21 protein-coding genes and 2 pseudogenes are annotated in these 24,699 nt (G+C 68.2%); 14 read left to right on the top strand and 9 right to left on the bottom strand.

All coding sequences use genetic code 11. The features are described from left to right. Nucleotides 1–89: 89 nt before the first annotated feature. A complete protein-coding gene (locus OG802_RS13270) occupies nucleotides 90–3,167 on the top strand; it encodes a DUF3427 domain-containing protein (RefSeq protein ID WP_329417038.1) in 3,078 nt (1,025 codons plus the stop codon). On the opposite strand, the gene OG802_RS13275 is transcribed toward OG802_RS13270, so the two are convergent. Then, nucleotides 3,146–3,841, bottom strand: coding sequence for an ATP-binding protein (locus OG802_RS13275; RefSeq protein ID WP_329410328.1), 696 nt, complete (start codon nucleotides 3,839–3,841; stop codon nucleotides 3,146–3,148). The two genes, OG802_RS13270 and OG802_RS13275, sit on opposite strands and share 22 nt — an antisense overlap. Nucleotides 3,842–4,039: 198 nt before the next feature. Between OG802_RS13275 and OG802_RS13280 the strand changes: the two genes are divergently transcribed. From OG802_RS13280 to OG802_RS13320, 10 genes are all read left to right on the top strand, one after another. Then, nucleotides 4,040–4,885: a helix-turn-helix domain-containing protein gene (locus OG802_RS13280; RefSeq protein ID WP_329410330.1), complete on the top strand. Its 846-nt coding sequence runs from the start codon at nucleotides 4,040–4,042 to the stop codon at nucleotides 4,883–4,885. Further along, complete coding sequence (locus OG802_RS13285) at nucleotides 4,885–5,088, top strand: DUF397 domain-containing protein (RefSeq protein WP_329410332.1); 204 nt, start codon at nucleotides 4,885–4,887, stop codon at nucleotides 5,086–5,088. The genes OG802_RS13280 and OG802_RS13285 overlap by 1 nt, the downstream gene beginning before the upstream one ends. A 131-nt stretch (nucleotides 5,089–5,219) precedes the next feature. Continuing rightward, nucleotides 5,220–5,447 (top strand): hypothetical protein, encoded by a 228-nt coding sequence (locus OG802_RS13290; protein ID WP_329410334.1) that lies wholly within the window; start codon nucleotides 5,220–5,222, stop codon nucleotides 5,445–5,447. After that, entirely contained in the window at nucleotides 5,425–5,937 is a 513-nt protein-coding gene (locus OG802_RS13295; RefSeq protein ID WP_329410335.1) for a DUF6879 family protein, read from the top strand. The genes OG802_RS13290 and OG802_RS13295 overlap by 23 nt, the downstream gene beginning before the upstream one ends. A gap of 28 nt (nucleotides 5,938–5,965) precedes the next feature. Further along, on the top strand, nucleotides 5,966–6,814 hold the full coding sequence (locus OG802_RS13300) for a DUF5753 domain-containing protein (RefSeq protein ID WP_329410337.1): 849 nt from the start codon (nucleotides 5,966–5,968) through the stop codon (nucleotides 6,812–6,814). Between the two features lie 295 nt (nucleotides 6,815–7,109). Beyond that, the gene (locus OG802_RS35945) at nucleotides 7,110–7,340 is read left to right on the top strand and encodes a DUF7848 domain-containing protein (protein WP_443055232.1); all 231 of its coding nucleotides are present in this window, start codon (nucleotides 7,110–7,112) and stop codon (nucleotides 7,338–7,340) included. Between the two features lie 205 nt (nucleotides 7,341–7,545). Next, nucleotides 7,546–7,986, top strand: a complete 441-nt coding sequence (locus OG802_RS13305) for a hypothetical protein (protein WP_329410339.1) — start codon at nucleotides 7,546–7,548, stop codon at nucleotides 7,984–7,986. A 79-nt stretch (nucleotides 7,987–8,065) separates the two neighbouring features. Continuing rightward, nucleotides 8,066–8,431, top strand: coding sequence for a hypothetical protein (locus tag OG802_RS13310; RefSeq protein WP_329410341.1), 366 nt, complete (start codon nucleotides 8,066–8,068; stop codon nucleotides 8,429–8,431). A gap of 251 nt (nucleotides 8,432–8,682) precedes the next feature. After that, on the top strand, nucleotides 8,683–9,333 hold the full coding sequence (locus OG802_RS13315; RefSeq protein WP_329417039.1) for an RNA polymerase sigma factor: 651 nt from the start codon (nucleotides 8,683–8,685) through the stop codon (nucleotides 9,331–9,333). Then, entirely contained in the window at nucleotides 9,330–10,475 is a 1,146-nt protein-coding gene (locus tag OG802_RS13320; RefSeq protein ID WP_329410343.1) for a CU044_5270 family protein, read from the top strand. The genes OG802_RS13315 and OG802_RS13320 overlap by 4 nt, the downstream gene beginning before the upstream one ends. 130 nt (nucleotides 10,476–10,605) lie before the next feature. Here the strand turns inward: OG802_RS13320 and OG802_RS13325 are convergent, their stop codons facing one another. From OG802_RS13325 to OG802_RS13350, 6 genes and pseudogenes are all read right to left on the bottom strand, one after another. Next, complete coding sequence (locus OG802_RS13325) at nucleotides 10,606–10,989, bottom strand: Imm32 family immunity protein (RefSeq protein WP_329410345.1); 384 nt, start codon at nucleotides 10,987–10,989, stop codon at nucleotides 10,606–10,608. Between the two features lie 14 nt (nucleotides 10,990–11,003). Next, nucleotides 11,004–11,213 (bottom strand): hypothetical protein, encoded by a 210-nt coding sequence (locus OG802_RS13330; protein WP_329410347.1) that lies wholly within the window; start codon nucleotides 11,211–11,213, stop codon nucleotides 11,004–11,006. 302 nt (nucleotides 11,214–11,515) lie between these two features. Further along, nucleotides 11,516–11,731 (bottom strand): annotated as a pseudogene (locus tag OG802_RS13335) (helix-turn-helix domain-containing protein); the annotation flags it as partial. Between the two features lie 35 nt (nucleotides 11,732–11,766). After that, entirely contained in the window at nucleotides 11,767–12,105 is a 339-nt protein-coding gene (locus tag OG802_RS13340) for a helix-turn-helix domain-containing protein (protein ID WP_329410349.1), read from the bottom strand. Beyond that, complete coding sequence (locus OG802_RS13345; RefSeq protein WP_329410351.1) at nucleotides 12,102–12,485, bottom strand: type II toxin-antitoxin system RelE/ParE family toxin; 384 nt, start codon at nucleotides 12,483–12,485, stop codon at nucleotides 12,102–12,104. Before OG802_RS13345 ends, OG802_RS13340 begins: the two co-directional genes overlap by 4 nt. A 637-nt stretch (nucleotides 12,486–13,122) precedes the next feature. Continuing rightward, entirely contained in the window at nucleotides 13,123–13,488 is a 366-nt protein-coding gene (locus OG802_RS13350; protein WP_329410353.1) for a GntR family transcriptional regulator, read from the bottom strand. Between the two features lie 364 nt (nucleotides 13,489–13,852). On the opposite strand from OG802_RS13350, the pseudogene OG802_RS13355 reads away from it, so the two are divergent. The 3 genes and pseudogenes from OG802_RS13355 to OG802_RS13365 all read left to right on the top strand — a co-directional run bounded on the left by OG802_RS13355 (nucleotide 13,853) and on the right by OG802_RS13365 (nucleotide 17,049). Further along, nucleotides 13,853–15,584: pseudogene (locus OG802_RS13355) on the top strand (replication initiator). Continuing rightward, a complete protein-coding gene (locus OG802_RS13360; protein ID WP_329410355.1) occupies nucleotides 15,581–15,769 on the top strand; it encodes a helix-turn-helix domain-containing protein in 189 nt (62 codons plus the stop codon). Before OG802_RS13355 ends, OG802_RS13360 begins: the two are co-directional and overlap by 4 nt. After that, nucleotides 15,769–17,049, top strand: coding sequence for a tyrosine-type recombinase/integrase (locus tag OG802_RS13365; protein ID WP_329410358.1), 1,281 nt, complete (start codon nucleotides 15,769–15,771; stop codon nucleotides 17,047–17,049). The genes OG802_RS13360 and OG802_RS13365 overlap by 1 nt, the downstream gene beginning before the upstream one ends. 152 nt (nucleotides 17,050–17,201) lie before the next feature. On the opposite strand, the gene OG802_RS13370 is transcribed toward OG802_RS13365, so the two are convergent. Together OG802_RS13370 and OG802_RS13375 are read right to left on the bottom strand one after the other, a co-directional pair. Next, nucleotides 17,202–17,606 (bottom strand): hypothetical protein, encoded by a 405-nt coding sequence (locus OG802_RS13370; RefSeq protein ID WP_329410360.1) that lies wholly within the window; start codon nucleotides 17,604–17,606, stop codon nucleotides 17,202–17,204. A gap of 167 nt (nucleotides 17,607–17,773) precedes the next feature. Further along, the gene (locus tag OG802_RS13375; RefSeq protein ID WP_329410362.1) at nucleotides 17,774–24,628 is read right to left on the bottom strand and encodes a polymorphic toxin-type HINT domain-containing protein; all 6,855 of its coding nucleotides are present in this window, start codon (nucleotides 24,626–24,628) and stop codon (nucleotides 17,774–17,776) included. Between the last annotated feature and the right edge of the window lie 71 nt (nucleotides 24,629–24,699).

Genomic DNA, 24,699 nt, shown 5'->3' on the forward strand with positions numbered 1-24,699 from the left:
AACTGACAAACGAGGGGGGCCGCGTGGCTCAACCAGGGGATCTGTCACAGCCTGTCCCAGGTGTGTACGAGGAGCTCATCACCGAAGGTATGCAGGCAAGGATCGAGCAGCTGAACGCCGCCGGTTGGAAGCCGATCCACGCGGAGGTGAGTGCCGAGTCTTCCCCGCACGTCCTGGCGCGCCACATCGGTGAGGCCGTCGAGCGGCGGTTGGGTCAGCTCTCCCCTGACAAACAGGTGGCCGCAGCCAACGAGATCATGAGGTCCCTGGTCGACAGCATGCCGGATCCGGACTTGGACGCATTCGGAACCGCCATCGTCGATGGCCCCCGCCAGCTTCTCGCTCTCGCCGAGCAGGAGGCTCCGGGCGTGTACGCCATCAGGCCCCTGACGCCTCTGTCCGAGACCGCGCTGATCACCAACGCGCCGGACGATCCGAGCCTGGGCGCGGAGTTGCGGGCAGAGCTCGCCACCGCCGACCGCATCGATCTGCTCTGCGCGTTCGTGAAGTGGTACGGCATAAGGGTCCTTGAGGACTCGCTCCGCGCCGCCAAGGAACGTGGCGTCCCGATCCGGGTCATCACGACGACCTACATCGGGGCCACCGATCGTCATGCCCTGGACCGGCTCGTGCGTGAGTTCGGCGCAGAGGTCAAGGTCAACTATGAGATCAGGTCGACGCGTTTGCATGCGAAGGCCTGGCTGTTTCGCCGCAACACCGGCTTCGACACGGCGTACGTGGGCAGCTCCAACCTGTCCAAGGCAGCCTTGCTCGACGGCTTGGAATGGAACGTACGGCTGTCCTCTGTGGCCACCCCCAGGGTGCTCGACAAGTTCGAGGCGACCTTCGACGCGTACTGGGCAGACACGGCCTTCGAGGCATACGACCCCGACCGCGATGGCGAGCGGCTGGCTCGGGCACTCGCCCAGGCGGGTGGCACCGGACCCGGCGGGGACATAAGAATCAGTCTCTCCGGTCTTGAGGTGCACCCGCTCCCGCACCAGAAGGACATGTTGGAGCGCCTCCGCGTGGAGCGCGACGTCCGAGGCCGCAATCGGAATCTGCTTGTCGCCGCGACGGGAACGGGCAAGACCGTCATGGCCGCATTGGACTACCGCACCATGCGAGACGCGCGCGGCGGAGAACTTCCCCGTCTCCTCTTCGTCGCCCACCGCAAGGAAATCCTGCAACAGTCGTTGCGCACCTACCGAGAGGTGCTCGACAACGCCTCCTTCGGGGAACTGCTTCACAGCGGCAAGGAGCCCCGCGACTGGACGCACGTCTTCGCCAGCGTCCAGTCCCTCAACCTCCAGCGCCTGGAGGAACTCGACCCTGAGCGGTTCGACGTCATCGTCATCGACGAGTTCCACCACGCCACGGCCGAGACGTACCGGCGCGTCATCGACCACTTCCGGCCGGCCGAGCTCCTGGGCCTCACGGCGACCCCGGAGCGGATGGACGGGTGCAATGTGCAGGACGAGTTCTTCCACGGCCGGATCGCCGCAGAGCTAAGACTCTGGGAGGCCCTGGAAAACGACCTCCTCTGCCCCTTCCACTACTTCGGGCTGCCAGACGGTACGAACCTGACCCGTCTCGACTGGCGTTCGGGCGTCTATGACCGACATCAGCTCGGCCACCTCTACACGGGTGACGAGGCCCGGGCCCGCATCGTCATCAAGCAGGTCAAGGACAAGATCTCGGCCCCTGCTGCGATGCGTGCGCTGGGATTCTGTGTGACCAAGGACCATGCGCATTTCATGGCGGAGTGCTTCCGCCGAGCGGGTTTCCAGGCAGCAGCGCTCGACAGCGACTCCAAGCCCGAGGTGCGTCAACGGACACTCGACGACCTCAAGGCAGGTCGCATCCAAGTGATTTTTTCCGTCGACCTGTTCAACGAGGGCCTGGACATCCCGGACGTCGACACCCTTCTGTTGCTGCGTCCCACCAATAGCGCGACGGTCTTCCTCCAGCAACTCGGCCGCGGACTGCGTCGCACGCCGAACAAGCCGGTACTCACCGTCCTCGACTTCATCGGCCAGCACCGCGCCGAGTTCCGCTTCGAAGAGCAGTTCCGGGCTCTGACCAACCTCTCGCGCAACCGTCTGGTCGACAGCATCGAGCAGGACTTCCCGCAGTTGCCGTCGGGCTGTCAGATCATCCTGGAGGGTAAGTCCAAGGACCTTGTCCTGGACAACATCCGCACCCAGCTCAAGGCCACGATCACCACGTTGGCCAAGGAAGTGAGGGACTACAGCACTCCGCGGCTGGCCGACTACCTTCGCGAGAGCCGACGCGATATCCAGGAGCTCTACAAGAGCGACAATTCGTGGACCAAGGTCCTGCGTAGGGCGGGGTTCATCCGCGGTGAAGAGCCGCCGGGCGAAGCCGACCTCCTCAAGCGTGTTCACGCCTTCCTGCACGTCGACGACCCGGACCGGATCCACGCATACCTTCGGCTGGTCGCCGACGACGCACCGGATTACGACTCGTTGTCCGTGCAGGACCAGGCATACGCCCGCATGCTCTTCTTCAACCTGTGGGACAACGCAGGCGGGTTCTCCAGCTACCGCCAAGGGCTTGAGTCACTGCGCGGCCAGACAGCGCTACGCGACGAACTGACGCAGGTCCTGTCCTACGCTCTGGAAGAGGCCGACCACTTCCCCCTCCCGCTGGAGGGTTCACTGGCTCCCATCCCGTTGAAGATCCACAGCTCCTACAACCGCTCCGAGATCCTCTCGGCGCTGGGGATCGCCAAACTCGGCGGTCAGATGCCGCGAGCCTTCGGACAAGGGGTGCGGTGGGTTGAGGAGTTCAACACCGACGCTCTCCTGATCACGCTGGAGAAGAGCGAACGGGACTTTTCCCCGACGGTCCGCTATAAGGATTACGCGCTCAGCCCGACCCGTTTCCATTGGGAGTCCCAGAGCACCACTCCGGCGGACTCCGAGACCGGCCTGCGGTACCGGCACCACGCCCAGCGGGGCAGCCACGTCCTGCTCTTCCTCCGCCGCTACAAGAGCAACAGCATCGGCAAGGCCGAGCCGTGGATGCTTCTTGGGCCAGCCATCTATGCCGGCCACACCGGCAGCAAGCCCATGGCGATCACGTGGGATCTCCAGCACGAGCTTCCTGCCGATGTGAGCTCCTACGCATCCATTACGAGCTGACCCGGCGCGGTTCGGACAGAAGCCCTGGTCTCTGCCTCGAAGTGCGCCTGCACCCGGTCGAGGAAGTCGTCCGCGTCTCGGCCGTGTGTGTGAAGCCAATGGAGGAGGTCGGCGATGATGTCGATCGCCGCTTCCTCCGCTCGGGCCAAACTCAGCCGCCGGGAGCCGACGAGCGCGGCATCCGGGACACCCGCTCCCCCGTAGACCCCCAACGTCCCTTCGGCCCTCCTCTTGCATGGATCGCCGTCGGTCGAGCGCGATGATCCCGACTCCGCAGCCAACTCGCACCAGGTGACTTTCCGATCGGCGCGCGGCTCGACACCCCAGCGAACGGCCATGGCGTCGATGAGGGCCATTCCTCGGCCGCCTTCGGATTCAGCTCCCGCCCGGAGCAGGGTGGGGAGAGTCCGAGGGTCCGGGTCCTCGATCTCGATCCGAACACGGCCGCCGTGCATGGAGACCGAGAGAGTGGTGGGCGTACCCGGGCCCACGTGCGTGATGACGTTGGAAAGCAGTTCGGTCGCGCAGATTTCGGCGGCCTCGATCACTTCAGGAAGCCCCCACAACCCCAGGTGGAGGCGCAACAGCCGTCGAAGCGCCGCCGCCTCCTCCGGTTCCGCCGCGAAGGCAAGACTCCACGGCTTCCTCAACGTGCGTTGGTCGTTGTGCACCACGGCGAGACCTCCCGACGAGTGCCGGTTGCTCCATGCAATCGGCCACGCACCGAGAGTTGCATTGAAACTCTCAAAATGGAACTCTCATCAGGAGCGGAAAGGAGCGCGGATCCCGGGAACGCGCCCCCGCGCACGCCGTCTTGTCCCGAGCTCCGGCAACCAGCACGATCCTTACGATCCACATGAAGGGCCTTGGACATGGCAGTTGGACCCACCACCCGCAGACGCCAACTCGGCGCCGCCCTCCGTCGTCTACGCGAGGCGAAGGGGCTCCCTCTGGAAGAGGCAGGCTCACGCGTGGGGATCTCCAAGGCGACGTTGAGCCGCTACGAAACCAAGGAAGGCATCGTCAAGTGGCCTGCGGTCGACGCGCTGTGCCGCGAGTACGAGGCCTCTGACGAAGAACGGCTGGCGCTGGTCGAACTCGCCAAGGGCGCCAAGATCCAGGGTTGGTGGCGCTCACTTGCCGACCCCATCCCTGAGTCCATGAATCTCATGCTGACACTCGAGGACGAAGTCGTCCGCGAGGACCACTACGCCTGCATGTACATCCCCGGCCTTCTCCAGACACGCGCCTATGCCGAGGCCGTACATCGGGCCTCGGAAGTGCAGTGCGCGGAGCAGGAGGTTCAGCACATGGTCGACATTCGCATGAAGCGGCAGGAACTGCTGGACCGGGAGGAGCCGCCCCACCTCTGGTGCGTCATCGATGAGGCAGCACTGCGCCGCCGGGTGGGCGGCCGCGACGTCATGCGGGAGCAACTCCACCACCTCCTTGCAGCGTCCCAACGCCCCCATGTGACCGTCCAGGTTCTGCCGTTCTCCAAGGGGGCACATGCGGCGGCCGTCGGCAGCTTCGCGGTCCTGCGGGGCCCGTCCAGAGAGTTGGACGTGGTCTACGTGGACCTGATCGGGGGCGGGCTGTTCATGGAGAAACCGCCGGAGCTGGAGCGCTATAGGTTGGCGTTCGAATACCTCAGTGCGCAGGCGCTCGACCTGGAGTCCTCAGCACAGGCCATTGACCGCATAAGCAAGGAGTCCTGATGACCTCGCCCTCCCCGCGCGAATGGTTCAAGTCCTCCCACAGCGGGGGCAGTGGAACTGAGTGCGTGGAGTGCGCGCGAGGCGAGGCCAGCTTCCTGGTGCGCGACTCCAAGTGCCCGCACGGGCCGGTCATAGCCGTCCAGCATCACGCGTGGGGTTCCTTCATAGCGGCGTTGCGGCGGGATGGGCTGGAAGTCCGCTGACGGTGCCTACCGGGCAGCAGTCCCAGAAGGCGCCGTCGTGTCTGGCAAGTTCTGGCAAGCTTCTGTCCTCCTGGGTGTTGGGTCGGCAGGCTCTGGCATACGGATCGTCACCCACGACGGAGGTGGACCCCATGGCCCTGCGTAAGCTCGGCAAGGATCCTGAGAGCCCAAGCGGTGGTTCCCCCACGGTGTATCTGGACGAGGAGACGGACACCTACCTCGTACAGGGCTGGAAGGTGGTGGACGACGGACGGCTCAACCAGATGGACATTCCCGGTCACGAGTCCGTCGTGGAGATTCCACGGCGCATGGTCCAGTTCTTCTTGGAGGTGCAGGGTGACCGCGGTGCCGACGTTTGAGGAACTGTTCCGCGACTGCCGCGAGTCCGCAGTGCATCTGGAGATGCGGGACGCCTACATGAAATCGGACCCGGCGTACAGGGATTGGCTCGCCGACGTCGCCATCGACCCCGCCGACAGGTGGGGCGACTGGCTCGCCCTGGTCTCCGACGCGACGAGGCGGGGTGTGAAGGTGCGCCGGGCTCGCATCGTGTCCGAGCCGGTGAGCCGGTACATCCGGTTCGAGTACGAGGTCACGGACGGCCTGAACATCGCCGCAGGCGAGGACGTGCGCTGGCTGCCGCGTAGGAGGGCAACCGGCATCACTCTGCCCGGCAACGACTTCTGGCTGTTCGACTCCTCCTTGCTGCTGGTGAACCACTTCGACGGCGAGGGGGAGTGGCTGGAGCCCTCCACCAGCACGGACCCTCACGAGGTGAAGCTGTGCGCCGACGCCTTCGAGTCGGTGTGGGAGCTCGGCGTGCCTCACGCCGACTACCGGATCGTGTGATCGGCGCGAGAAGTCCACACCCGAGAACATGTCATCCCCGTACTCCAGCGTTCAGGAAGCCCGCAGGACCCTCGGCCGACGCCTGCGTGAGATCCGGCTCGACGCCGGGCTGACCGCGCGGGCGTTGGCCGCCCTCGCCGGCTGGCACGAATCCAAGTGCTCCCGGTACGAGAGTGGAGCCCGTAGCCCCTCCGAAGCAGATCTGCGAGCCTGGGCACTGCATTGCGGAGTGCCCCACCTCGCCGTCGATCTCGTGACGACGCTGCGCGGCATAGACGGCATGCACGTGGAGTGGCGGCGCATGGAGCGCGCCGGGCTCCGTCGCGCGCAGGAGTCAGTGGTGCCGCTCTGGGAACGCACCCGCCGCTTCCGCATCTACTCGTCCTGGCTCATTCCCGGACCTGTCCAGACCGGCCCCTACATCGAGGCGCTGCTCCGGGCGATCCGCGACCGTCGGCGGCTGGTCGATGACGTGGAGGAAGCGGTGCGTGTCCGGCTCGCCAAGCAGCACGTCGTCCACGAAGGCGACCACAGCTTCGCCATCGTGCTGGAGGAGGCTGCCCTCCACCACCGCATCGGCGGCCCCGACGTCATGGCAGGACAGCTCGGCCATCTGCTCACCGCTGCTTCGTACCCTTCGGTCTCCCTTGGGATCATCCCCCGGACGGCCGACCGCTCTCGTATCTGGCCCGTGGAGGGCTTCTTCCTGTACGACGGAGAAGTAGTCAACGTCGAGCTGGTCTCCGCGCACCTGACCGTCAGGCAGACCCACGAGATCGACCAGTATGCGCAGACCTTCACAGCACTCTCGGAGTTGGCTGTCCACGGATCCGCGGCTCGCCAACTGATCACCTCGGCGATCGACTCGCTCGCATGATTCCCGGCAAGTACTGGCACGTTCGTTGAGGTGGCACAGCGCCCGTTCCTAGCGTGATGTGTATGGCAGACAACGCTGTTTCGGGGCCGGAGACATCCAGTCCCGGCGTGGGTGAGCTCTTCTACGACGTGGTCCGGGACCGTGTCGGGGAGGTCGTGGCACGCCGGAAAGGGCAGGCCTTGCTGCGCCCGTTGGGCGGAGGTCAGACGTGGGAAGCGGACTCTGACGGGCTCCGACTGGCTGACGCAAACGACCGTCTGCGTGCACGTGTGAACGAGCTGAACGCGAGGCGGCTGTGACGGCCCTCCGTTCCCGGTGGCGATTCGTCGACTACACCATCGCGCACGTACCCGAGAGCGGTGTGACGTGGGACATCTTCTGCGCCACTGACGGCTGTGGCGAGTCACAGACCGCCAGGACGGACGAAGTGTGTGCTGAGTGGGCGATGCGGCACGCGGCCATGTCGGGTCATGCCCTCTTCCGGCGCACTTGCAGTGACCGCGCTGTCGTCACCAGGCAGACCTGAGCCCGATACGCGGCCGCCTCACGACGCCCGCACACAAGCGCCTCACCACGTGCTACTTCGAGCGTCGCCCGGCTGCCCCGGTCAGGCAGCCGTTCGCCAAGTCCCCTCACCCGACTCCCCGAGTACGCGACAGGCAGGCGGAGTTCCGGCGGAGTTCCGGGAGAGGGCTGTCCGAAGGTCCTCCAACTGTGAAGGAGTCCATCCCATGACACTCACCGCGGTCGCCACCGAGACCCGCACCGGCCGTTCTCTGGTCACCGGCGCCGAGTTCGGCACGCTCGCCGCGTTCTGCGCCGACGAGTACGGCCTGGAGCGCTGTGTCGCCGAGCGGGTCGTCGACCAGGCCCTGGCGCTCGTCTTCGTCATGGGGACCAGTGGCGACGGAGCGAGCATGGCGCCGTCGCGGCTGGTCGATCCCGGGTGGCACACGCTGATCCTGCACACCGGCTGGTACGCCGAGTGGTGCGAGCGCAGCTTCGGCTACTTCCTGCATCACCAGCCGAAGGCCACAGTCCGTACGCGCGGGCTGATGACCGACGTCGTGGGCCGGATCCGTGCCGCGGGCTTCGAGGTCGACGAAGGGCTGTGGGGCACGGCCGCCGAGTGCAACCCACCCGCATGCTGCGGCGACGGCGACGGCTGCTGACAGCCGACGCGCCCTTCCACCAGCCGGAGTCGTCCGTCCCCGCGGCCGACTCCGCCCCGGCGTAAGAACGGACACACCCATGGGCCTGACAGAGTTCACCGCCACCGGCCGCGTCACCGTGTTCCCGCTCCGCCATCTCGTCGTCGCCTACTCCACCCGATCCGGCGATGCCCGCGGGCTCGGTGACATCGGGGTCGTCGGCGTCGTGGACGAACAGTCCGACGGCGACGAGCTCTGGCGGCTCGCCGCCGACCTCGGAGGCCGGACCCAGGCCCAGGACCGGGCCCGCTGGATCCTCACCCAGGCGAGCCGCGCCCGTGTGGTCAAGGCGTACTCGGACCTGCCGGACGTCAAGTGGACCGCACACGTTCGTCGGCGGTTCCCGCTCGACGCGCTGTTCGCCAACCACGAAGTCCTCATGACGGGGCGGATGACCCTGGACTGAGAGTGAGACCGAGACTGAGGCTCCGTGACACCGACACCGACACGGACACGGACACGGTCGTGGTCGCGGTCGCAGTCGCAGTCGCAGTCGCAGTCGCAGTCGCAGTCGCAGTCGTGGTACCTGTACGGGCACCCGGGTCAGGGGCTGTGACCGACGCCACCGGAACCTGCTCCGTGGGGCGGAGAGGTAGGGGTGTGAGGTCCAACGGAGACAGTGAAGTGGCGTCGGGCGATGGTGACGACGGGGTTCGGTTGCGGGGGCGGGTCCGGAAGGGGGAGCGGGCCGCTTTCGGGGAGCTCTACGAGTTGTACGCGACCGCCGTCTACAACCATGCCCTGCGGCTGACCGGCGACTGGTCGGTGGCCGAGGAGGTCATGTCGGAGACGTTTCTCGCCGCCTGGCGGGGGCGGGCGGACGTGGCCGTCGAGGGTGGGTCGTTGCGGCCCTGGCTGTTCGGGATCGCCACCAACAAGGCGCGCAACGCCGACCGGAGTCTGCGGCGCCGGCTCGCCTTCCTCGCCCGGCGGGCGTCGGCGTCCCAGGAGGTCGACGACTTCGCCGAGGACGTCGCGGGCCGGGTGGACGACGCCCGGCGGCTGGCCGACGTACGACGGGTGCTGGGACGGCTCCGGCGGCACGAGCGGGAGGTCATCGCGCTGTGCGTGTGGGGCGGGCTCGACTACGCGCAGGCCGCCGAGGCGCTCGGCGTTCCCGTCGGGACGGTGCGGTCCCGGCTGTCGCGGGCGCGGGCCCGGCTGCGGGAGTTCATGGACGCGGAGGAACGCGGGAGGCATACGCCGCATTCCTCGCATACGGGTTTTATGGAACCGCGTTCCCGTCGCGGAGAGGTAGAGAGTGAGACCGCGTTCGCGGTCCTGCCCCTTCAGGAGGAAGCCCGATGAACGCCACTCCGGCCGGACCCGAGCAGGGTGAGCGCGCGGAACTCGACGAGTTGGGGGAACTGGCGCGGCTGTTGCCCGCCGGGCCCGTCGAGCAGGTACTGCCTCCCGGGCGTCGTTCCCATCACAAGGACGTTCTGATGCAGCTCATCGACCGTGATCGACATGATCTCCAGGACGGGACGGAGGGCGCACGGCGGCTGCCCGGTGCCCGCCCGGCCCGTCGCCCCGGCCCGCTGTCCCGGCCGGCGCGGTCCGCTCTCGTCGCCGGGGCCGTCGCCGTCGCGCTGGCGGCCGGGCTCACGCTCGGCGTCGGCGCGGACCGGCACGGCGGGGACCCGGACACGCGGGCGGGCGCTTCCGGCACCCGCCCGGCCGTCGGTCGCAGCGCCGTCGTCACGCTGGACCGGATGGCCGCCGTCGCCATGGACACGGTCGTGCGGCCGGTGCGGGAGGACCAGTTCGTCTACGTGCGCAGCCGGGTCGCCGAGAACGTGGGCGAGTGGGAGAAGCCCGTGAAGCTCGGGCCGCTGCACGAGCGGCAGGTGTGGTTCTCGCAGGAGCAGGGGCCCGTGGTCGACGTCGGGCTGATCCGGGAGGACGGACAGGACTGGCCGATCGAGGTCGGCGTGCCGGACGGGACGAACCCGAGGGACTCCGCCGTGCCGGCCGGCGCCCGGCGGCCCACCTACGCCTGGCTCGCCTCGCTGCCCACCGAACCCGGGCGCCTGCTGAAGCGGCTCTACCGCGAGACCCCGGTGGAGAAGGGCGACGACCGCGACCAGGAGGTCTTCGACCGGATCGGGGATCTGATCGGGGAGCAGGTCATGCCGTCCGCGACGGCCGCCGCCTTCTTCAAGGCCACCGCCCGCATCCCCGGCGTCACCGAGGTGGACGACGCGGTGGACGCCGTCGGACGTCACGGCATCGCCATCGCCCGGGAGGACGTGCGGCACGGCACCCGCACCGAGTGGATCTTCGACGCCCGCACCCTGGACTACCTGGGCGAGCGCACCGTCTTCAGCCGGGACACCGCGCGGGCCAAGGCGGGGACGGTCTCCGACTCCGCGGCCGTGCTGGAACGCGCCGTCGTCGACAAGCGGGGGCTGGAGCCGGACGAGCGCCGCCGGGCCGGGCGGAGCTAGCGCGCGCGTCTCGCGGCGGCCGCGCGGACCTTGTTCCGGCCGAGGTCGCCGGCCGCCGAGAACGCCCTTGCCCGGCCCGTGGAGAACGGGCCGGGCAAGGGCGTTCGTGACCGGGTGAGCGGTCCTGCGGCTAACCGAGGGCGACGACCACCGATCCCGACCCTTCGGCCAGATAGTCGTGGTCCGGGTAGTAGTCCACGTGAAGGTGGTCGTCCCCGTCCGCCTCCGAGGCGAAGCCCTCGATGTTGTCGGCGAGGAGCGCGAAGGCCTCTTCTCCGCCTTGGACATCGAGGCATTCGCTGTCTCCGGACGACGAGATCATGATCTTCCCGCTTGCTCGCCGGACACTCATCCGTGCCAACGACCTGCTGTAGGGGAACGGATCGGAGACCTCCTCAAGGGGAAACTCCCCGTGCCCGTTCCGCAACTCCCGGCCCAGGGCCAGCAGTTCGGAGCGGGTTCCGGAGAGCTCCAGCTCCCCGGTGGAGTCACCGCGCAAAACCTTCACCGTCACGCCTCTCTCTTCGCCTACGGCCAGTAGTCGCCGGACCGGATCGTGGACGGGTCGATCGCCGTGTGCGGATCCTTGAGCGGACCGCTGGTGACCGTTTTCCCATTGACCTGGGTCTCCAGGTTCAGGTGCGGCCCGAGTTTCTGGACGTGCCCGCTTTCGGGGTTCACGTCGAACCTCGCGATCTTCCTGACCTGGTTCCCGGACGCGTCGGTCGACACGCTCATGAACTGGACTCCGCCGCTGCCGGACCGCACCACCGTCGCATGGTCACCGACGTGTGCCACGGCTCGGCTCACGGCCTCGTCCATCGAGATGCTGCAGTTGTGGACCAGGACCGGCGTCGCACCGGCCAGCACATAGTACGTGTGCAGGTCAGGCCGCTCCTACCTGCAAGTTTGCTGGGCAGCAGGTGATTTGACAGTCGCCGGATGTTCGTGCTCGTGCGCTGGAGTCTGCTGGTGTTGCCGTCGCTACTGCCGTCAGTGGTCTACACCGCCTGGGGAATTCCAGGAATTCCGAATGCGTGTCAAGCGGCTTTGTCGTGTGGGGTGAGGCTGATGGTCAGGTCGGCGCCGAGAGCGTGAGCCAGGCGGCGCAGGAGGGGCAGCGTGGGTACGGTCCCGCCGCCTTCGAAGCGGGAGATCTGCGGCTGCTTCATCCCGCACCGCTCGGCCAGCTCGGCCTGGGACAGCCCGAGCTCGATGCGGCGGTCGTGGACGAGTTGCCCGAGCTCACGGGCGAGCGCGGAAGGCGGGTCCTGCATGGTTCCTCCCCGCCTCAGGCCGCTGGGGCGACGATGGTGACGGTGGGCTCGTCTCCGCCGGCGAGGTGCACGTCCACCGTGAGGTCCAGTGCGCGGGCCAGGCGCATGATGACCGCGATGGGCGGCAGTTCGGTGGCCGTCTCGATGGCTTCGATGTCATCGACGTCGACGTGCATGCGCTCGGCGAGGTCGGCCTCGCTCAGGCCCAGCTGCTTACGCCGGTCGTAGACGGCCTTGCCCAACGTCATGGCGAGGCCGGCCTCTTCGTAGACCCGGTCGTACTCGGGGTCAGCGTCCAGGTGTTCGCCCAGCAGATGGCGGTGGCGGCGGGTCCTCCATTCGCTGTGGTTCATCGGTTCTCCTTGAGGTCGCGGCTGTAGAGGTCGTGCTCGGCGGCGGCTTCGTGCTCTACCTCGCACAATCGCTGTGCGGCGTGGGCGCGGTCCACTTCGGCCTGCTCGCGCATCTTGGTCTTGCGGAACACGGTGAGCAGCACGACTCGTCGGCCGGGCGCCAGCCAGTAGGTGATCCGCTGATGGGCATCGCCCAGGCGGAAGCGCAGCTCGCGGAGCTTGCCGCCCAGGTGGCGGGAGTGCGGTTCGTCGAGCGTGGTGGGCTGCTCGCCAAGCAGGTCGGCGACGCGTTCGGCCTGCTTGTACTGATGGGCGGGAATGTTCTCCAGCCACAGCCGCACCTCCGGCTCGATCTCGATCGAGTACCGCCCGCTGTCCATATCTCCGATGATATATGGCACGGGGTGCAAGAGCGCGACTTCGCAGTTCAGGTCGTGTGCCGTCGCCGCGACCGCAGCCGCTCCAGCGGCGCACACCCCCGCACTCCCCCCCTTCGTCCTGATGCCACGGCGCCGCCCGCAAACCCAGCGGCAACCGGCCGAGGCGGCGCAGGGTCGGCTTCTTTCGGCAGGATCAGGCCCGAGCGGGAGAGGCAGCGTACGGCCTGGCTGGTGCGTCGCCCAGTCTTGCGGCACGGGGCCGGGGCGGGAGGGGGCGGCCCCCGACGGGCGGCCGGGAGCTTCGCTCCCCGCCGGAGGCAACGCCGACCACCGCCCTCGGTGAGACCGGCGACAACCATGAGGGACGGCCCCCTGGCCAGCCCCTGTGCGTACGATCCGGCCGTAGGACGGTCGTAGGCGACAACTTGCTCCGCCAGGAGCCCGGTTCCGGTCATCCCGGCAATCTGACCGGTTGCCGCTCTCGCAGTCCTGGACCGTTCCCTTGCCGGGGCGGCTGGCCTCCCGAGCGAACGGCGGGCTTGTCGGCGACGGCGGTCAGCCAATGCGGGCGGGGCCCGCCTTGAACCTCGTAGAGAAAATCTGAACGCACGCCCTCCGCCCCCATCCGGCAATGGGGTCAGCGGTCGCTGGTCTCCAGGGACTCGACACGGGCGCGGAGTTCGGCGAGCTGCTCGACGGCCTCGGCCAGCGCCTGCTCCAACGCCTCAACGCGGGCCGTGGTCCCGCCCGCAGGAGCGCTCGCCTCCCCCGGGCCTTCGTCCTTGGTGTGGTCGTAGTGAGCGACGAAGGCGCCCTTGCCGGGACGGGAGACCGCCCACCCCTCCTGCTTGAGCAGGGTCATGGCCTTCTGCACGGTCAGGCTGGAGGCCCCGAACTCCCGCATCAGCCCGGCCTGCGTCGGCAGCGCGTCCCCCGGCCGCAGCCCGCCGGAGCGGATCTGCTCCCACAGGGTCTCGGCGATGACCTCGAACGTCAGCTGCACCCCGCCGCCCGTCGGCCTACGCCCGCGCCGCGTCGCCATTACGCCCGCCACCCCGCCGTCTTCCGTGCCGTGTATCAGCTATTTCCGGCCCGTCCAAACCGGGAAACCGGCCCCACACTACCCGCGTCCCGCCGCCCACAGAAAGGAATGAGGAGGGATGCACTTGAATGCGCCTGGGGGCCGATGTTAACGTCACGCACCCGCCGGTGATCAACACCGCGCCCCGCCGACCAGCCCTTACTGGTCCGGCCCCCGCGCCCAACTCCGAGGCGCCCCCCGTTCCCTGTGAGCCGATCACTTCGGGCTGCCCACGCCACCCCGCGCCGTACCGCTTCCGCGCTCCCGCCGAAAGGCCGCTTTCCGCATGCCCGCACAGCTTCAACTCCCGTATCCCGCGACCATTCCAACCGTCTCGCGTCCGCCGTCGGCGTTCACGACGCCGAGCTACCCGGCGGACGTCACCGCCTCTGCGGCGACAGGGCGGGCGCTGGAGCGTCGCGCCCGGCTCACCGCCAGGCTGGCGAAGCTCGCCGCCACCGGCCAACTCGCACCCCTCGCACGACAGATAGCCGGACTCGGCGGCTGCGCGCATCCGATCCGCCTGACCGGGCACCGTACGCGCCTGGACGCCGTTACCGGTGCGATCCTCGACCACTTCGACTCCGGCCGACTCCCGGCGGGTGAACTGCTGGTCCGCTGCGGCAACCGCCGTGCCACCCGCTGCCCCGCATGCTCCACCATCTACCGCTACGACACCTACCAGCTCATCGCCGCCGGACTGCGCGGTGGCAAGACCGTCCCTACCAGTGTCGCCGCGCACCCGCGCGTGTTCGCCACCCTCACCGCGCCCGGCTTCGGGCCCGTCCACAACCAGCCCGACACCGGCCACTGCCACTGCGGTCAGGTCCACCCCGACGACGACCCGCTCCTCGGCACCCCGCTCGACCCCGACCGCTACGACTACGCGGGCGCAGTGCTGTGGAACGCGCACGCCCCGGCCCTGTGGGCACGCTTCACCACCCACCTGCGACGCGAGATCGCTAAGGCCGCCGGGCTCACGCAACGGACCCTGCGCCACCACGCCACGCTCTCCTACGCCAAGGTCGCCGAGTACCAAAAACGCGGCCAGGTCCACTTCCACGCCGTCATCCGCCTCGACGGACCCACCGGCCCCACCAGCACCCCACCCGACTGGGCCACCACCGGGCTCCTCGACCACGCCGTCCGCGCCGCCGCCCAACGCACCCGCGTCCACCACGAGGGCGAACCGCCGAAGCAGCCGCAGCCCGCCGGACACCTCCCCGCGTCCCTGCCCCAAGCCTCAGATCGGGCGCGGTGGTTGGTGTTCCGGTTCGGGCGGCAGACCGACGTCCGGGCGATCCGCGGCACTGACTTCACCGGTGGCGGCCCGGTAACCGAGCGGCACGTCGCCGCCTACATCGCCAAGTACGCCACCAAAGGCGCCGAGACCACCACCGGCACCCTCGACCGCCGCCTCCGCCTCCTCGCCGAACTCGCCACCCACGACATCACCGACCACGCCCGCCACCCGACCCCAGCACGCCCACCTCCGCCTGCGCCAATGGGCCCACATGCTCGGCTTCCGCGGCCACTTCTCCACCCGCACCCGCCACTACTCCACCACCCTCGCCCACCTCCGAGCCGAACGCACCGCCTGGCGGACCAGCCGACCCGACACCCAGACCCCCACCCCCGCCCCCGCCCCCGCCCCCGCCCCCGCATCGGCGTCGGCGTCGGCGGAGACGCAGGCCGGTCAGACAGGCGGCAGCCCGATCGGTGACCGCACCGGACACCCCACTGACCTGGCCCCCGGTCACCGTCCCGATCACCGCTACAGCGCCGGTCAGCGCGTGGACTCGGACACGACGCTGGTCATCTCCCACTGGCAGTACGCCGGAACCGGCCTCCTACCCGAACTCGAACACCTCGCCGACCTCCTGGCCGCAACACGGCTGACCCGACCCGAGCAACCGCCCCACACCCGGCGCTCGAAGCGCTCCAGTGACCGCGCCGGTCACCCGGTCGGTCACTCTGATCGGCTGACCAGTGCCGTCCGGTCAAGGGCCATCGCGTGACCGCCGGCACGGAACTCCTCACCGTCCCCCAGGTCATGGCCCGCCTCCAACTCGGCCGCACCGCCGTCTACGACCTCCTCCGCACCCACCAACTCCCCTCCCTCACCCTCTGCCGAGCCCGCCGCATCCCCACCCACGCCCTCACCGACTTCATCCGCACCTGCCTCGACCAGGAAGCCGCCTGATGACCACAGCCCGCCCCGCTCCGTCCCGCCGCTCCCGCACCCGTGCGAACGGCGACGGGACCGTCTACCAGCGCAAGGACGGCCGTTGGGAGGCCGCCGGATACGTCCTCGCCCCCGGCAACACCTGCAGGCGCGTCCGGGTCTACGGCGCTACCCGTAAAGACGCGATAACCAAGCTCACCGAGAAGATCGCCGCCAGCAACCGCGGCCTTCCCATCGCCGCAGCCGACAGCACCGTGAGCGCCTACCTCGCGTACTGGCTGGACGGCGTCGCTGTTCACCACCTGCGGGAGAACACCCACAACCGCTACGCGGCCTCCATCCGTCTCCACCTCAATCCCGGCCTAGGCGTCAAGAAGCTCGCCCGGCTCACCACCCGCGACGTCCGCACCTTCCTCGACGGGCTCCGCACCACCTGCCAGTGCTGCGCCCAGGACCGGGACTCCGTTCGGCGGTCTTGCTGCACCATCGGCCAGTGCTGCGGAAAGCGGCTCTCGCCGCTGACCGTGACGTACGTCCACGCCGTGCTCAAGTCCGCGCTGGAACACGCCGTCCGCGAGGATGAGCTTCCGCGCAACGTCGCCCGGAACGTCAAGACGACCACACCCCGCCCCAGGCGCTTCCAGCCCCTCACCGCCGCCGAAGCCCGGCAACTCCTCCGGGCTGCCAACGGCGACCGGCTTCACCCCCTGTACGAACTCGCCCTGCGCACCGGACTCCGCAAAGGCGAACTCCTCGGCCTCCACTGGGAAGACCTCGACCTCGACGGCGGCACCGCCACCATCCACCGCTCCCTCCAACGCACCCGCAGCCAGGGCCTGACCGTCCTGAACACCAAAACCCTGGCCTCCGAACGGCGCATCGCCCTCCCCACCGAATGCGTCAACTCCCTCAAGATCCACCAGGAACAGCAACAGGAAGAGCGCCAGGCGGCCGGAACGGGCTGGACAGACAACGGCCTCGTCTTCACCACCCGGAATGGCAGGCCGCTCGACCCCACCAACCTCACCCGCCGCTTCCACCGCCTCCTCCACAGCGCAGGGCTCCGGACGATCCGCTTCCACGACCTCCGACACTCGACCGCCACCCTGCTCCTGGAGCAAGGCGTCGATCTCGTCGTCATCAAGGAACTCCTCGGCCACGCCCACATCGGCGTCACCGCCGGCGTCTACGCCCACGTACGCCTCCGCCTCCAGCGCCAGGCCATCGACACCCTCGGGGGCATCCTCAGCCAGACCGACGCCCCGGACGACCCGCCCACCGCAGCCGTCGTCCGCTGACGTTGCCGTCACCGTTGCCGTCACAAGACGCCAGGCCCCGCCGGAGATCATTCCGGCGGGGCCTGTTTGATCTATTTTCCCGAGCAATTTAAATGCCTGACTATTGGGCGTCCCGCAACAGGCGCGTACCGAAACCCTTGACTCGGTTCAACCTATCCGCGTGAAGAAGTATCACTCGCTGGGATCGTATAGGAAGCCGCGAGACTCTCGTCGAAGAACACGACCAGCTCGTCAGGCATATACGTGAACCCCTCCCCCTCAGCCGCCCCTAGAGCAATAACCAGGCTTGACTTATTGGAGAATCCAAGGCGATACGCCCACGGCATTTCAGGACACCCGTCGTTGGGAACGTGCCAGGCAGGAATGATTTCCACAATATCCGCCCCAAGGAACCTCCCCCAATCGAGATGGTCGCTCACGTCGACAGTGTCCCCAGGCAAGTCGGCGTCCGACTCTCCAGGTTCCCTGAACTCGATTGCCATCCCTTCGTTGAGGCCATCCATCGCCCAAGACAGGGACAGTGCAGCCCCGGTGCTCATGACCAGATCAACGGCCATGTCGACTTCATGAGCACGATCCTCCCTATGCCCTTCGGGCCAGGTTTCCCCCTGCGGAACTACGTAGCGGACCGCACTCACAGACGCCCCCGCGATCGCACCCCGAAGGTCAGCGAGACTAGCGTCGCCGCGCGCCTTTGCATCCCACGGCTCGATTACCAACATGCCTAGTACCGCCCGAAGTATTGGAACTGTCCATTTGCGTCGAAGGTTGCACCGATCCCGCGCCCACCAGCAGGGTCCGGCATGATATACCGCGTTCCGCCCGCGAAGTTGCCGGAATTGACAGCGGACGTAGCGGTTTGCGGATTGGTCAGAATGTCGTCCAACAAATCCTGTCCGGCAGTCTTCAACTCCTTGCCGGGAACCACAGGAAGATCGCCGCGGTTCATATGCTTCTGGTATTCACGCCCTGCATGAGTCGTCTTCCCCTTGGCTGGACGCATTCCACTCTGCGAAAGCGCATCCAGATCGGGGCAGCCTCCGGAGTTATGCACGAGCACAGGAGTCTCGCCCGCCAGCACATAGTACGTGTGCAGGTCGGCGACGGTGAGGTTGTACATGTCGGCCGCGCCGGGCCGGGCCAGTACGCCGATCAGGGAGACCCGGCTGCCGTCGGCGCTCTTCAGGGTGTGGCCCAGAGCGAGTCGGCCGGCCTCGGTCCAGGCGTGCGCGGTGTCGTCCCAGAAGGGATGGTGAGCGGTGGTGCGGATGGTGACGACCTTGCCGTCGGTGCCGCGGGCCTCCAGATCGACGAGGTCGTCATCGTGATGGAGAAGTTCGGCCGTCACGGTACGCGGACCGCTTTTGCCGGTCTTGGGGTCCGTTGCGAGGACCTTGTCTCCGATCCTCACGTCGACGATGGGCTTGGTGGTGCCGTCGGCCATGAGGACTTCGGTACGGGGATCGAAGCTGTTCCGGCAGCCGCCGGCCACCTTGCTCTCGGCTCCGGCGGCACCGCCGAGATAGGCCATGAACAACTCGCTGGTGATGCCTTCGATGACCCTGCCGCGTGCCACTTCCTTGGCCTCGTCCACGCACTGGCTCGCGTTGTAGACGCAGTAGGTGGCCGCGATCTCCTTGGCCGTCTTGGCGTCGGCGGCGTCGCCTGTGTGCAGCACGTAGAGGTAGGCCTGGCGGCAGCCCTCGCGTCCGTAACAGGCCGAGCCCGCCTTGGCCGACTCGTAGACCGGGTTGTACCAGAAGTCGTCGGTGAACTCCCCGTCCATCGAGCTGGCCCAGTAGTTCTGAAGCTTGTCGATGTCCTTGGTGACCGGGGTGTTCTGTGCGACCCAGTGCTTCTTCGCCGCGTGGGAGCGCTTGTAGATGTTGCCGCGGTGGTAGTCGGACGTCCCGCTCTTCGCGTCGTAGCCGACTTCCTGCTGCTCGTGCTTGCTGCAGTACTTGACGTCGTACTGGCAGGAGTTGGGGCGCGAGCCGATCTCCGTGCCCGCGGGGTCGGAGTAGGTGAGGGGGTTGTTGTTGGCGTAGGTGTAGCCGTGCATCTGCTGCGGGTCGCCGGGTGTGAAGACCGGGTCGACCGACAGGAAGCGGCCCGTCGCCGGGTCGTACTCCCGTGCGCCGAGGTGGGTCAGGCCGGTGACGGTGTCGGTGGTGCCCCCGACGAAGCCCTTGGTGCCGGTCCAGGTGTCGGGGACCGGGCCGCGCAGACCGCCGAACGGGAGAACGCGACGCTGGGTCAGCGCCTGGGAGGTGGCGTCGACGGACAACTGGGCCGTGCCGTGGTGGTCGGCCAGGGTGAAGGAGAAGGACCCGTCGTTGGCCTGGACGGCCTGGTGGCCGCCGCCGACGTCGAAGTAGCGGGTGCCCGTGGCGGTCGTGGCGCCCTTGGCCAGGGTGACTTCGGTGGCGCCGAGGTAGAGGGTGGTCTCGGTCGGGGTGCGGCCGATCAGACGGTTGCCGTCGGCATCGTAGAGGTAGTCGGTGACCTTGTCGCTGCCGCCCTCCACCGGCTGGGTGACCTTCGCCAGGTGGCCTTCGGCGTCCCAGTCCAGGGTCTGGGAGGTGCCGTTGCCCAGTTGCCGGGTGTGGGTGAAGCCTCCGACGTCGTAGGTGAAGCTGTCGGCGGACTTGACCGTGCCGGTGGTGGTGTCGATCGAGCTGAGGGTGTGCGGCCGGGCCTTACCCGGGTCGGGGTAGTGGTAGTTGCGGCTGGTGTCCGAGGCGCCGGAGGCCGTGGCGTGCTGGGTCTCGGAGAGCCGGTTGCCGACCTCGTCGTACCTGTAGGACGTCCAGTACGGGGCCGGGCCTCCCACGACGGCACTGCTGGGTGCGGTGGAGCAGCCCGTGGCCGACTGGGCCCACGCCTCGCTCAGCCGGCCGAAGTAGTCGTAGGAGAAGCACTGGTTGTCGGTTCCGGAGCGGGAGGTGTCGGAGACGGAGAGGACGTTCCCCGCCTCGTCGTACTTGTAGGTGTTGAACTGGTCGACACCCGTAACGTCCTGCCGGTCCACCCGTGAGGTCTCCAGGCGCTGGGTGCCCCAGTGGTAGGTGTCGGTCTCGAGCGTGGTCTTGCCGCCGTTCGCCGACATGGCGTACTGCAGCGGCTTGCCCGTGAGGCTGTAGCTGGTGCTCGACTTCAGGTTCAGCGGACCGCTGACCCCGATGGGCCGCAGGGTGTGGTCCTCATAGGTGTGGGTGACGGTGTTGGCGGCCAGGGCACCGGCCTTGGGGTAGCCGATGCTCTGCACCGTGCCGGAGGCGTTGTACGCGGTCGTCGACAGATAGGTGCCCTGCAGGTCGCCCTCGGACGACGGGATCGTCACCGAGGAGCGCAGCGGCCGGTACTGCCGGTCGTAGGAGACGACGCTCGACTTGTATTCCTGAGTGCCGCTGAACCGTGAGCTGGACGCGAGGTGGCCCTTGGCGCCGGTGACGGTGTCGTAGACCCACTTGGCGCGCAAGGCGCCGGTCGCGGAGTTGTCGCGCAGCTCGGTCTTGCGGCCGAGGCCGTCATAGACGTACGCGAGTACCGTGCCACGGCCGTCCCTGGTGCTTGTGACATGGGAGCGGTCGTCGTAGTCGTTGTGGCCGGCGCCCTTGTCGGGGTCGATGGTGTCGGTCAGCCGTCCCATCAGGTCGTACGTCCACGTCCAGCCGTTGCCCGCCGGGTCGGTGACCTTGGTCAGTTCACCTCGGGGCGAGTAGCCGTAGGAGGTCGCGTCGTAGGCGGCGTCGAGGTCGTGGGAGTGGAGCAGGCGCAGTTCGGTGGTGTTGCCGCGAGCGTCGGTGAGGCTGGTCTGCGCGGTGCCGCCGGCCGGCGGGACGACCGTGGTGCGGTCGCCGCCGTAGATCGTCTTCGTGACGCCGAGGACGGTTCCTCCGTCGCCGTTGCCGGCGATCTGCTTCAGCTCGCTCACCCGGCCCAGGCCGTCGTAGGTGTAGCGGTTCTGGGTCTCGACGGTCAGCGCGTTCTCGGGCTTGAACAGTGTGGTGGAGGGGGCGGTGGTGTCGGTGTAGTAGGTGGCGAACTCCTTCGACTTCAGTCCGCGTTCGTCGTAGAAGGTGTCCGCGAGCAGCGTTCCGCCGTTCGGGCCGGGGGCCTGGGTCTGCCGGGGCCGCAGGAATCCGTCGTAGAAGGCGTAGGTCGTGTCCTGGGCGCCGTTGTTGCCGAGCGTCTTCGTCGCCACGACGACCGGCTTGTCGTCGGTGATGGTGTAGCTGAACTCGTAGCTGGGGGTCTGGCCCGTGAGTCGGTCCGCCAGCCACACCTTGGCGGTACGGCCCAGTGGGTCGTAGGCGTAGGTGATGACCTTGCCGTTGGTGTCGGTCTCCGTGAGCGGTTGCCCGCGCAGGGTGTCGTAGGCGGTGGTCGACGTCTGGGTGGTCGTGTTGTCGCCCGTGGTGGCGGGCGGGGTGGTCACGGAGCCGCTGGCGGGAAAGCCGGTGGTCGGGTTGTAGGCGGTGGTGGTCGTCCGGCCGTCGGTGCGGGCGGACCTGGTGAGCGCGCCGGCGGAGCTGACGGTGACGTTGGCGGTCAGATCGGTGGTGGTCAGCGCCCGGCCGTAGCCGTCGTAGGTGGAGGTGGACTCCAGGTAGAGGGCACTGGAGCCGCTGTACGTCTTGAGTTTCGCGGTGCTGGTGGCGTCTCCCCTGGTCGCCGCGGCGCCGTAGGCCCCGCCGTCGTAGGCGGTTCGGACATCGGACATGACGTCGTCCGGGCGGCTGGTGGTGGCGTCGCACGCCTTGGCGACCGTCTCCACCCGAGCGGGCGCGTCGAGGGGGACGCTGCCGGAGACGTAGGTGGTGCGGGTGCACTGGTCGTCGGCCGCGGTCGTGGTGTCACCGAGATCCTCGGCCCGGGTGACCAGGCCGGTGGCGGCGTCGTGGGTGTCGGAGGTACCGGTGGTGCGCCACTTGACGCCGGCGCCGTCGTCGAGCGAGGTCCAGGACCTGCTCGAGTCGTTGCCGGTGAGGTTGGCCGTCACGGTGCCCCAGGTTCGGACCTTCTTCGCGGTCTCCTTGTACCAGGGGCGGTTCACCGTTTTGGAGAGGACCTTGCCGTCGGGAGCGGAGTAGGTGACGGTCTTGTACGCGAAGCCCGCCTGCGACTCGTGGTCGGTGATCGGGTCGCCTTCGCCCGCGCCGAGGGTGACGGACACGCTCTTCGTGCCGCCGGAGGCGGACTTGCGGTCGCCGTCCATGCCGCGCAGGAAGTAGCTGTCGGTCTGCGACTTCATCGCCGAGGCGCCGCCCTGGCCGCCGGTGCGCACCCGCACATGACCGTAACCGCGCCACTGCGACCAGGTCTTGGACTTCTCCTTGGTCATCCCGTCGTCATCGTCGTAGTGCCAGGCCGCGCCGTCCAGGTAGTCGTACATGGTGACTTGGTCGGGGGCGCCGCCGGTGCGGTCGGTGGAGGTGACCGTCTTCACGACGTACTTGTTGAACCACTGGCGGTCGGGATCGTCGGTGGAGCTGCCGCCGATGTACTGCGGGAAGCAACGGGTGGTGTTGGTCTCCGGGGTGGGCAGCGCGGTGGCGTCACAGACCGGCTCGGAATAGCCGACGTCTATCTGGCCGCCCGACTCGTCCGCCACGGTGGACAGCCGGGACTTGATGTAGGGGGCGTAGCCGTCTCCGATCTTGTCGAGGCGGTTGGCGAGCTGGGTGTAGCCGAAGGTGATCTTCGGCAGGGTAATCGAGGCCGTGCCGTTGTAGCCGGTGCGCTGGACCGAGTCGAGCAGCAGCTGGTAGTCGGTGTCGGCCATGCCCCAGCGGTGGGTGAGCTTCCAGCCGTCGACGTTGCTGTAGGAGCCCGATACCAGGACCTGGGTGGTGACGGATGTCAGCCGCTTGCGGGTGAAGAACGCCGGGGAGAACCGGCCCTTGTCGCAGTCGGTGTCCGCCTCGCAGTTCAGGTCCCACGGGGTGTCGTACCAGTACTGCGAGCCCGTGGAGATGGACGAGCAGGTGGTCGAGCTGTCGGGGATGCACCGCTCGCTGTCGGTGAAGTTCACCTTGGCGAGCGCCTTCGCCGAGTACACGGCCGTGGACTTCAGCCCGTACTCGATGCGATCCAGGGTGCCGCCGCGGACGTAGGGGGTGTCGTCGGCCGCCTTGAGGTTGCGGCCGTAGGAGTTGGTTTCCTTGTCGTAGTAGTAGGCGACCGCGTTGCCGTGCGGGTCGACCACGTAGTCCAGGTTCCAACGCCAGCCCTGCTGGCACCAGGACGCCGCGAACGTGGAGGCGTTGCAGGGCTCACCGGAGTTGTTGCCGAAGACCGGCACGGTCCAGGTCGAGTCGGTGGTCTCGTTGCCACTCGCCCAGCCGGGCAGCCGGTTATAGCCGAAGTAGTACTGCGTCCCGTCGGGGCTCGTCACCCGCCAGTACTCGTCGTTGCGGGCGCCGTTGGAGCGGACGTCCGCCGTGGTGCCGTAGATGCGGTCGACCTTCGTGCCGTCGTCGTTCTGCAGCTTGAAGGAGTTGGCGCCGGTGGGGACCAGTTCGCCGCCGGAGCCGTTGAGCGAGAGCGTCGCGTTGTCGTACGCCCAGCAGAGGTCGCCCGGCTTGTTGCCGTCGGCGTTGGTGACGCCGTCGTCCGCGCACCCCTTGTAGCTGCGCTCGATGAAGCCGGGCGACAGGTCGAAGCCGTCGCCGACCCAGGAGGCCTGGTTGTTGGTGTTTCCCGTGCGGCCGTCGATGCCGCCGGAGGAGTAGGACAGACCGACCTGCGGTGTCAGACCGCCTGGCACCTGCGGTACCGCCATGTCGTACGACCAAGCGAACGAGCCGCTGCTCTGATCCGTGCTCCAGGTCGCCGAGGCGGACAGCGACGTGGCCTTGTAGTCGCCCTTGTCACTGCCGGCCGAAGCGGTCGCCGCCAGGACGGTCGCGGTGTTCGCGCTGAGGGGGACGGCCTCCGTCCTCAGTGTCTGTTTCTCGGTGTCGTTGACGGTCGCGACGGGCTGGACCGAACGGCACTGTGCTTTCTGTGGGGTGGTCAGCGCGCAGGCGGGCAACCTGACGAGGGTCAGCCGGTCCGCGTAGCCGCCGCCGTACAGACCGGCGAAGGAGGAGTAGTCGAGTGCGGCACGCACCGTGCCCGCATGCTGTGCGCCGCCCCTGCCGGGGGTCAGGGTGAAGACCGGTCCGTCGACCCCCGTCCTGCGCGCCGCCGCGCGGGGCAGCGAGGTCACGGTGTAGGTGCCGGTCGCCGCGTCGGCGGAGCGCTTGACCTTGGTGTCCAGGGTGAGCGGGAGTCCCTTGACGCGCGTCGTCCCAGGGCGCAGCGTCACCGCCGCCGCGTTCGCCTCGGGCCACCTGGTGGCGGGCGCCTCGGCGGGCGTACGGGGCCCCTTGGTCAGTTTGCGGGGCAGCGCCTTGCTCGCCGGACCGCCCGCGACCGGGGACTCGGACTTCGGCAGCGCCGGCTTGGTCCAGCCCTGGGCGACGGCCGGTACACCCGACGCCTGGAGCAGCGTCGCGGTCAGCACGGCGGCCGTGGTGATGGCCACCCGGCGCCAGGGCCGGACCGTTCTCTCGCGTGATCTGGTCTTCATGGGGTCTTTCTTCCTCCCGTTCGAGTGCTCCGGGGCGGAGGGGAACCGCGCACGGCGGAGCGAAGAAGTCG

Source organism: Streptomyces sp. NBC_00704, from assembly GCF_036226605.1.
In the GTDB taxonomy this organism is placed as follows: domain Bacteria; phylum Actinomycetota; class Actinomycetes; order Streptomycetales; family Streptomycetaceae; genus Streptomyces.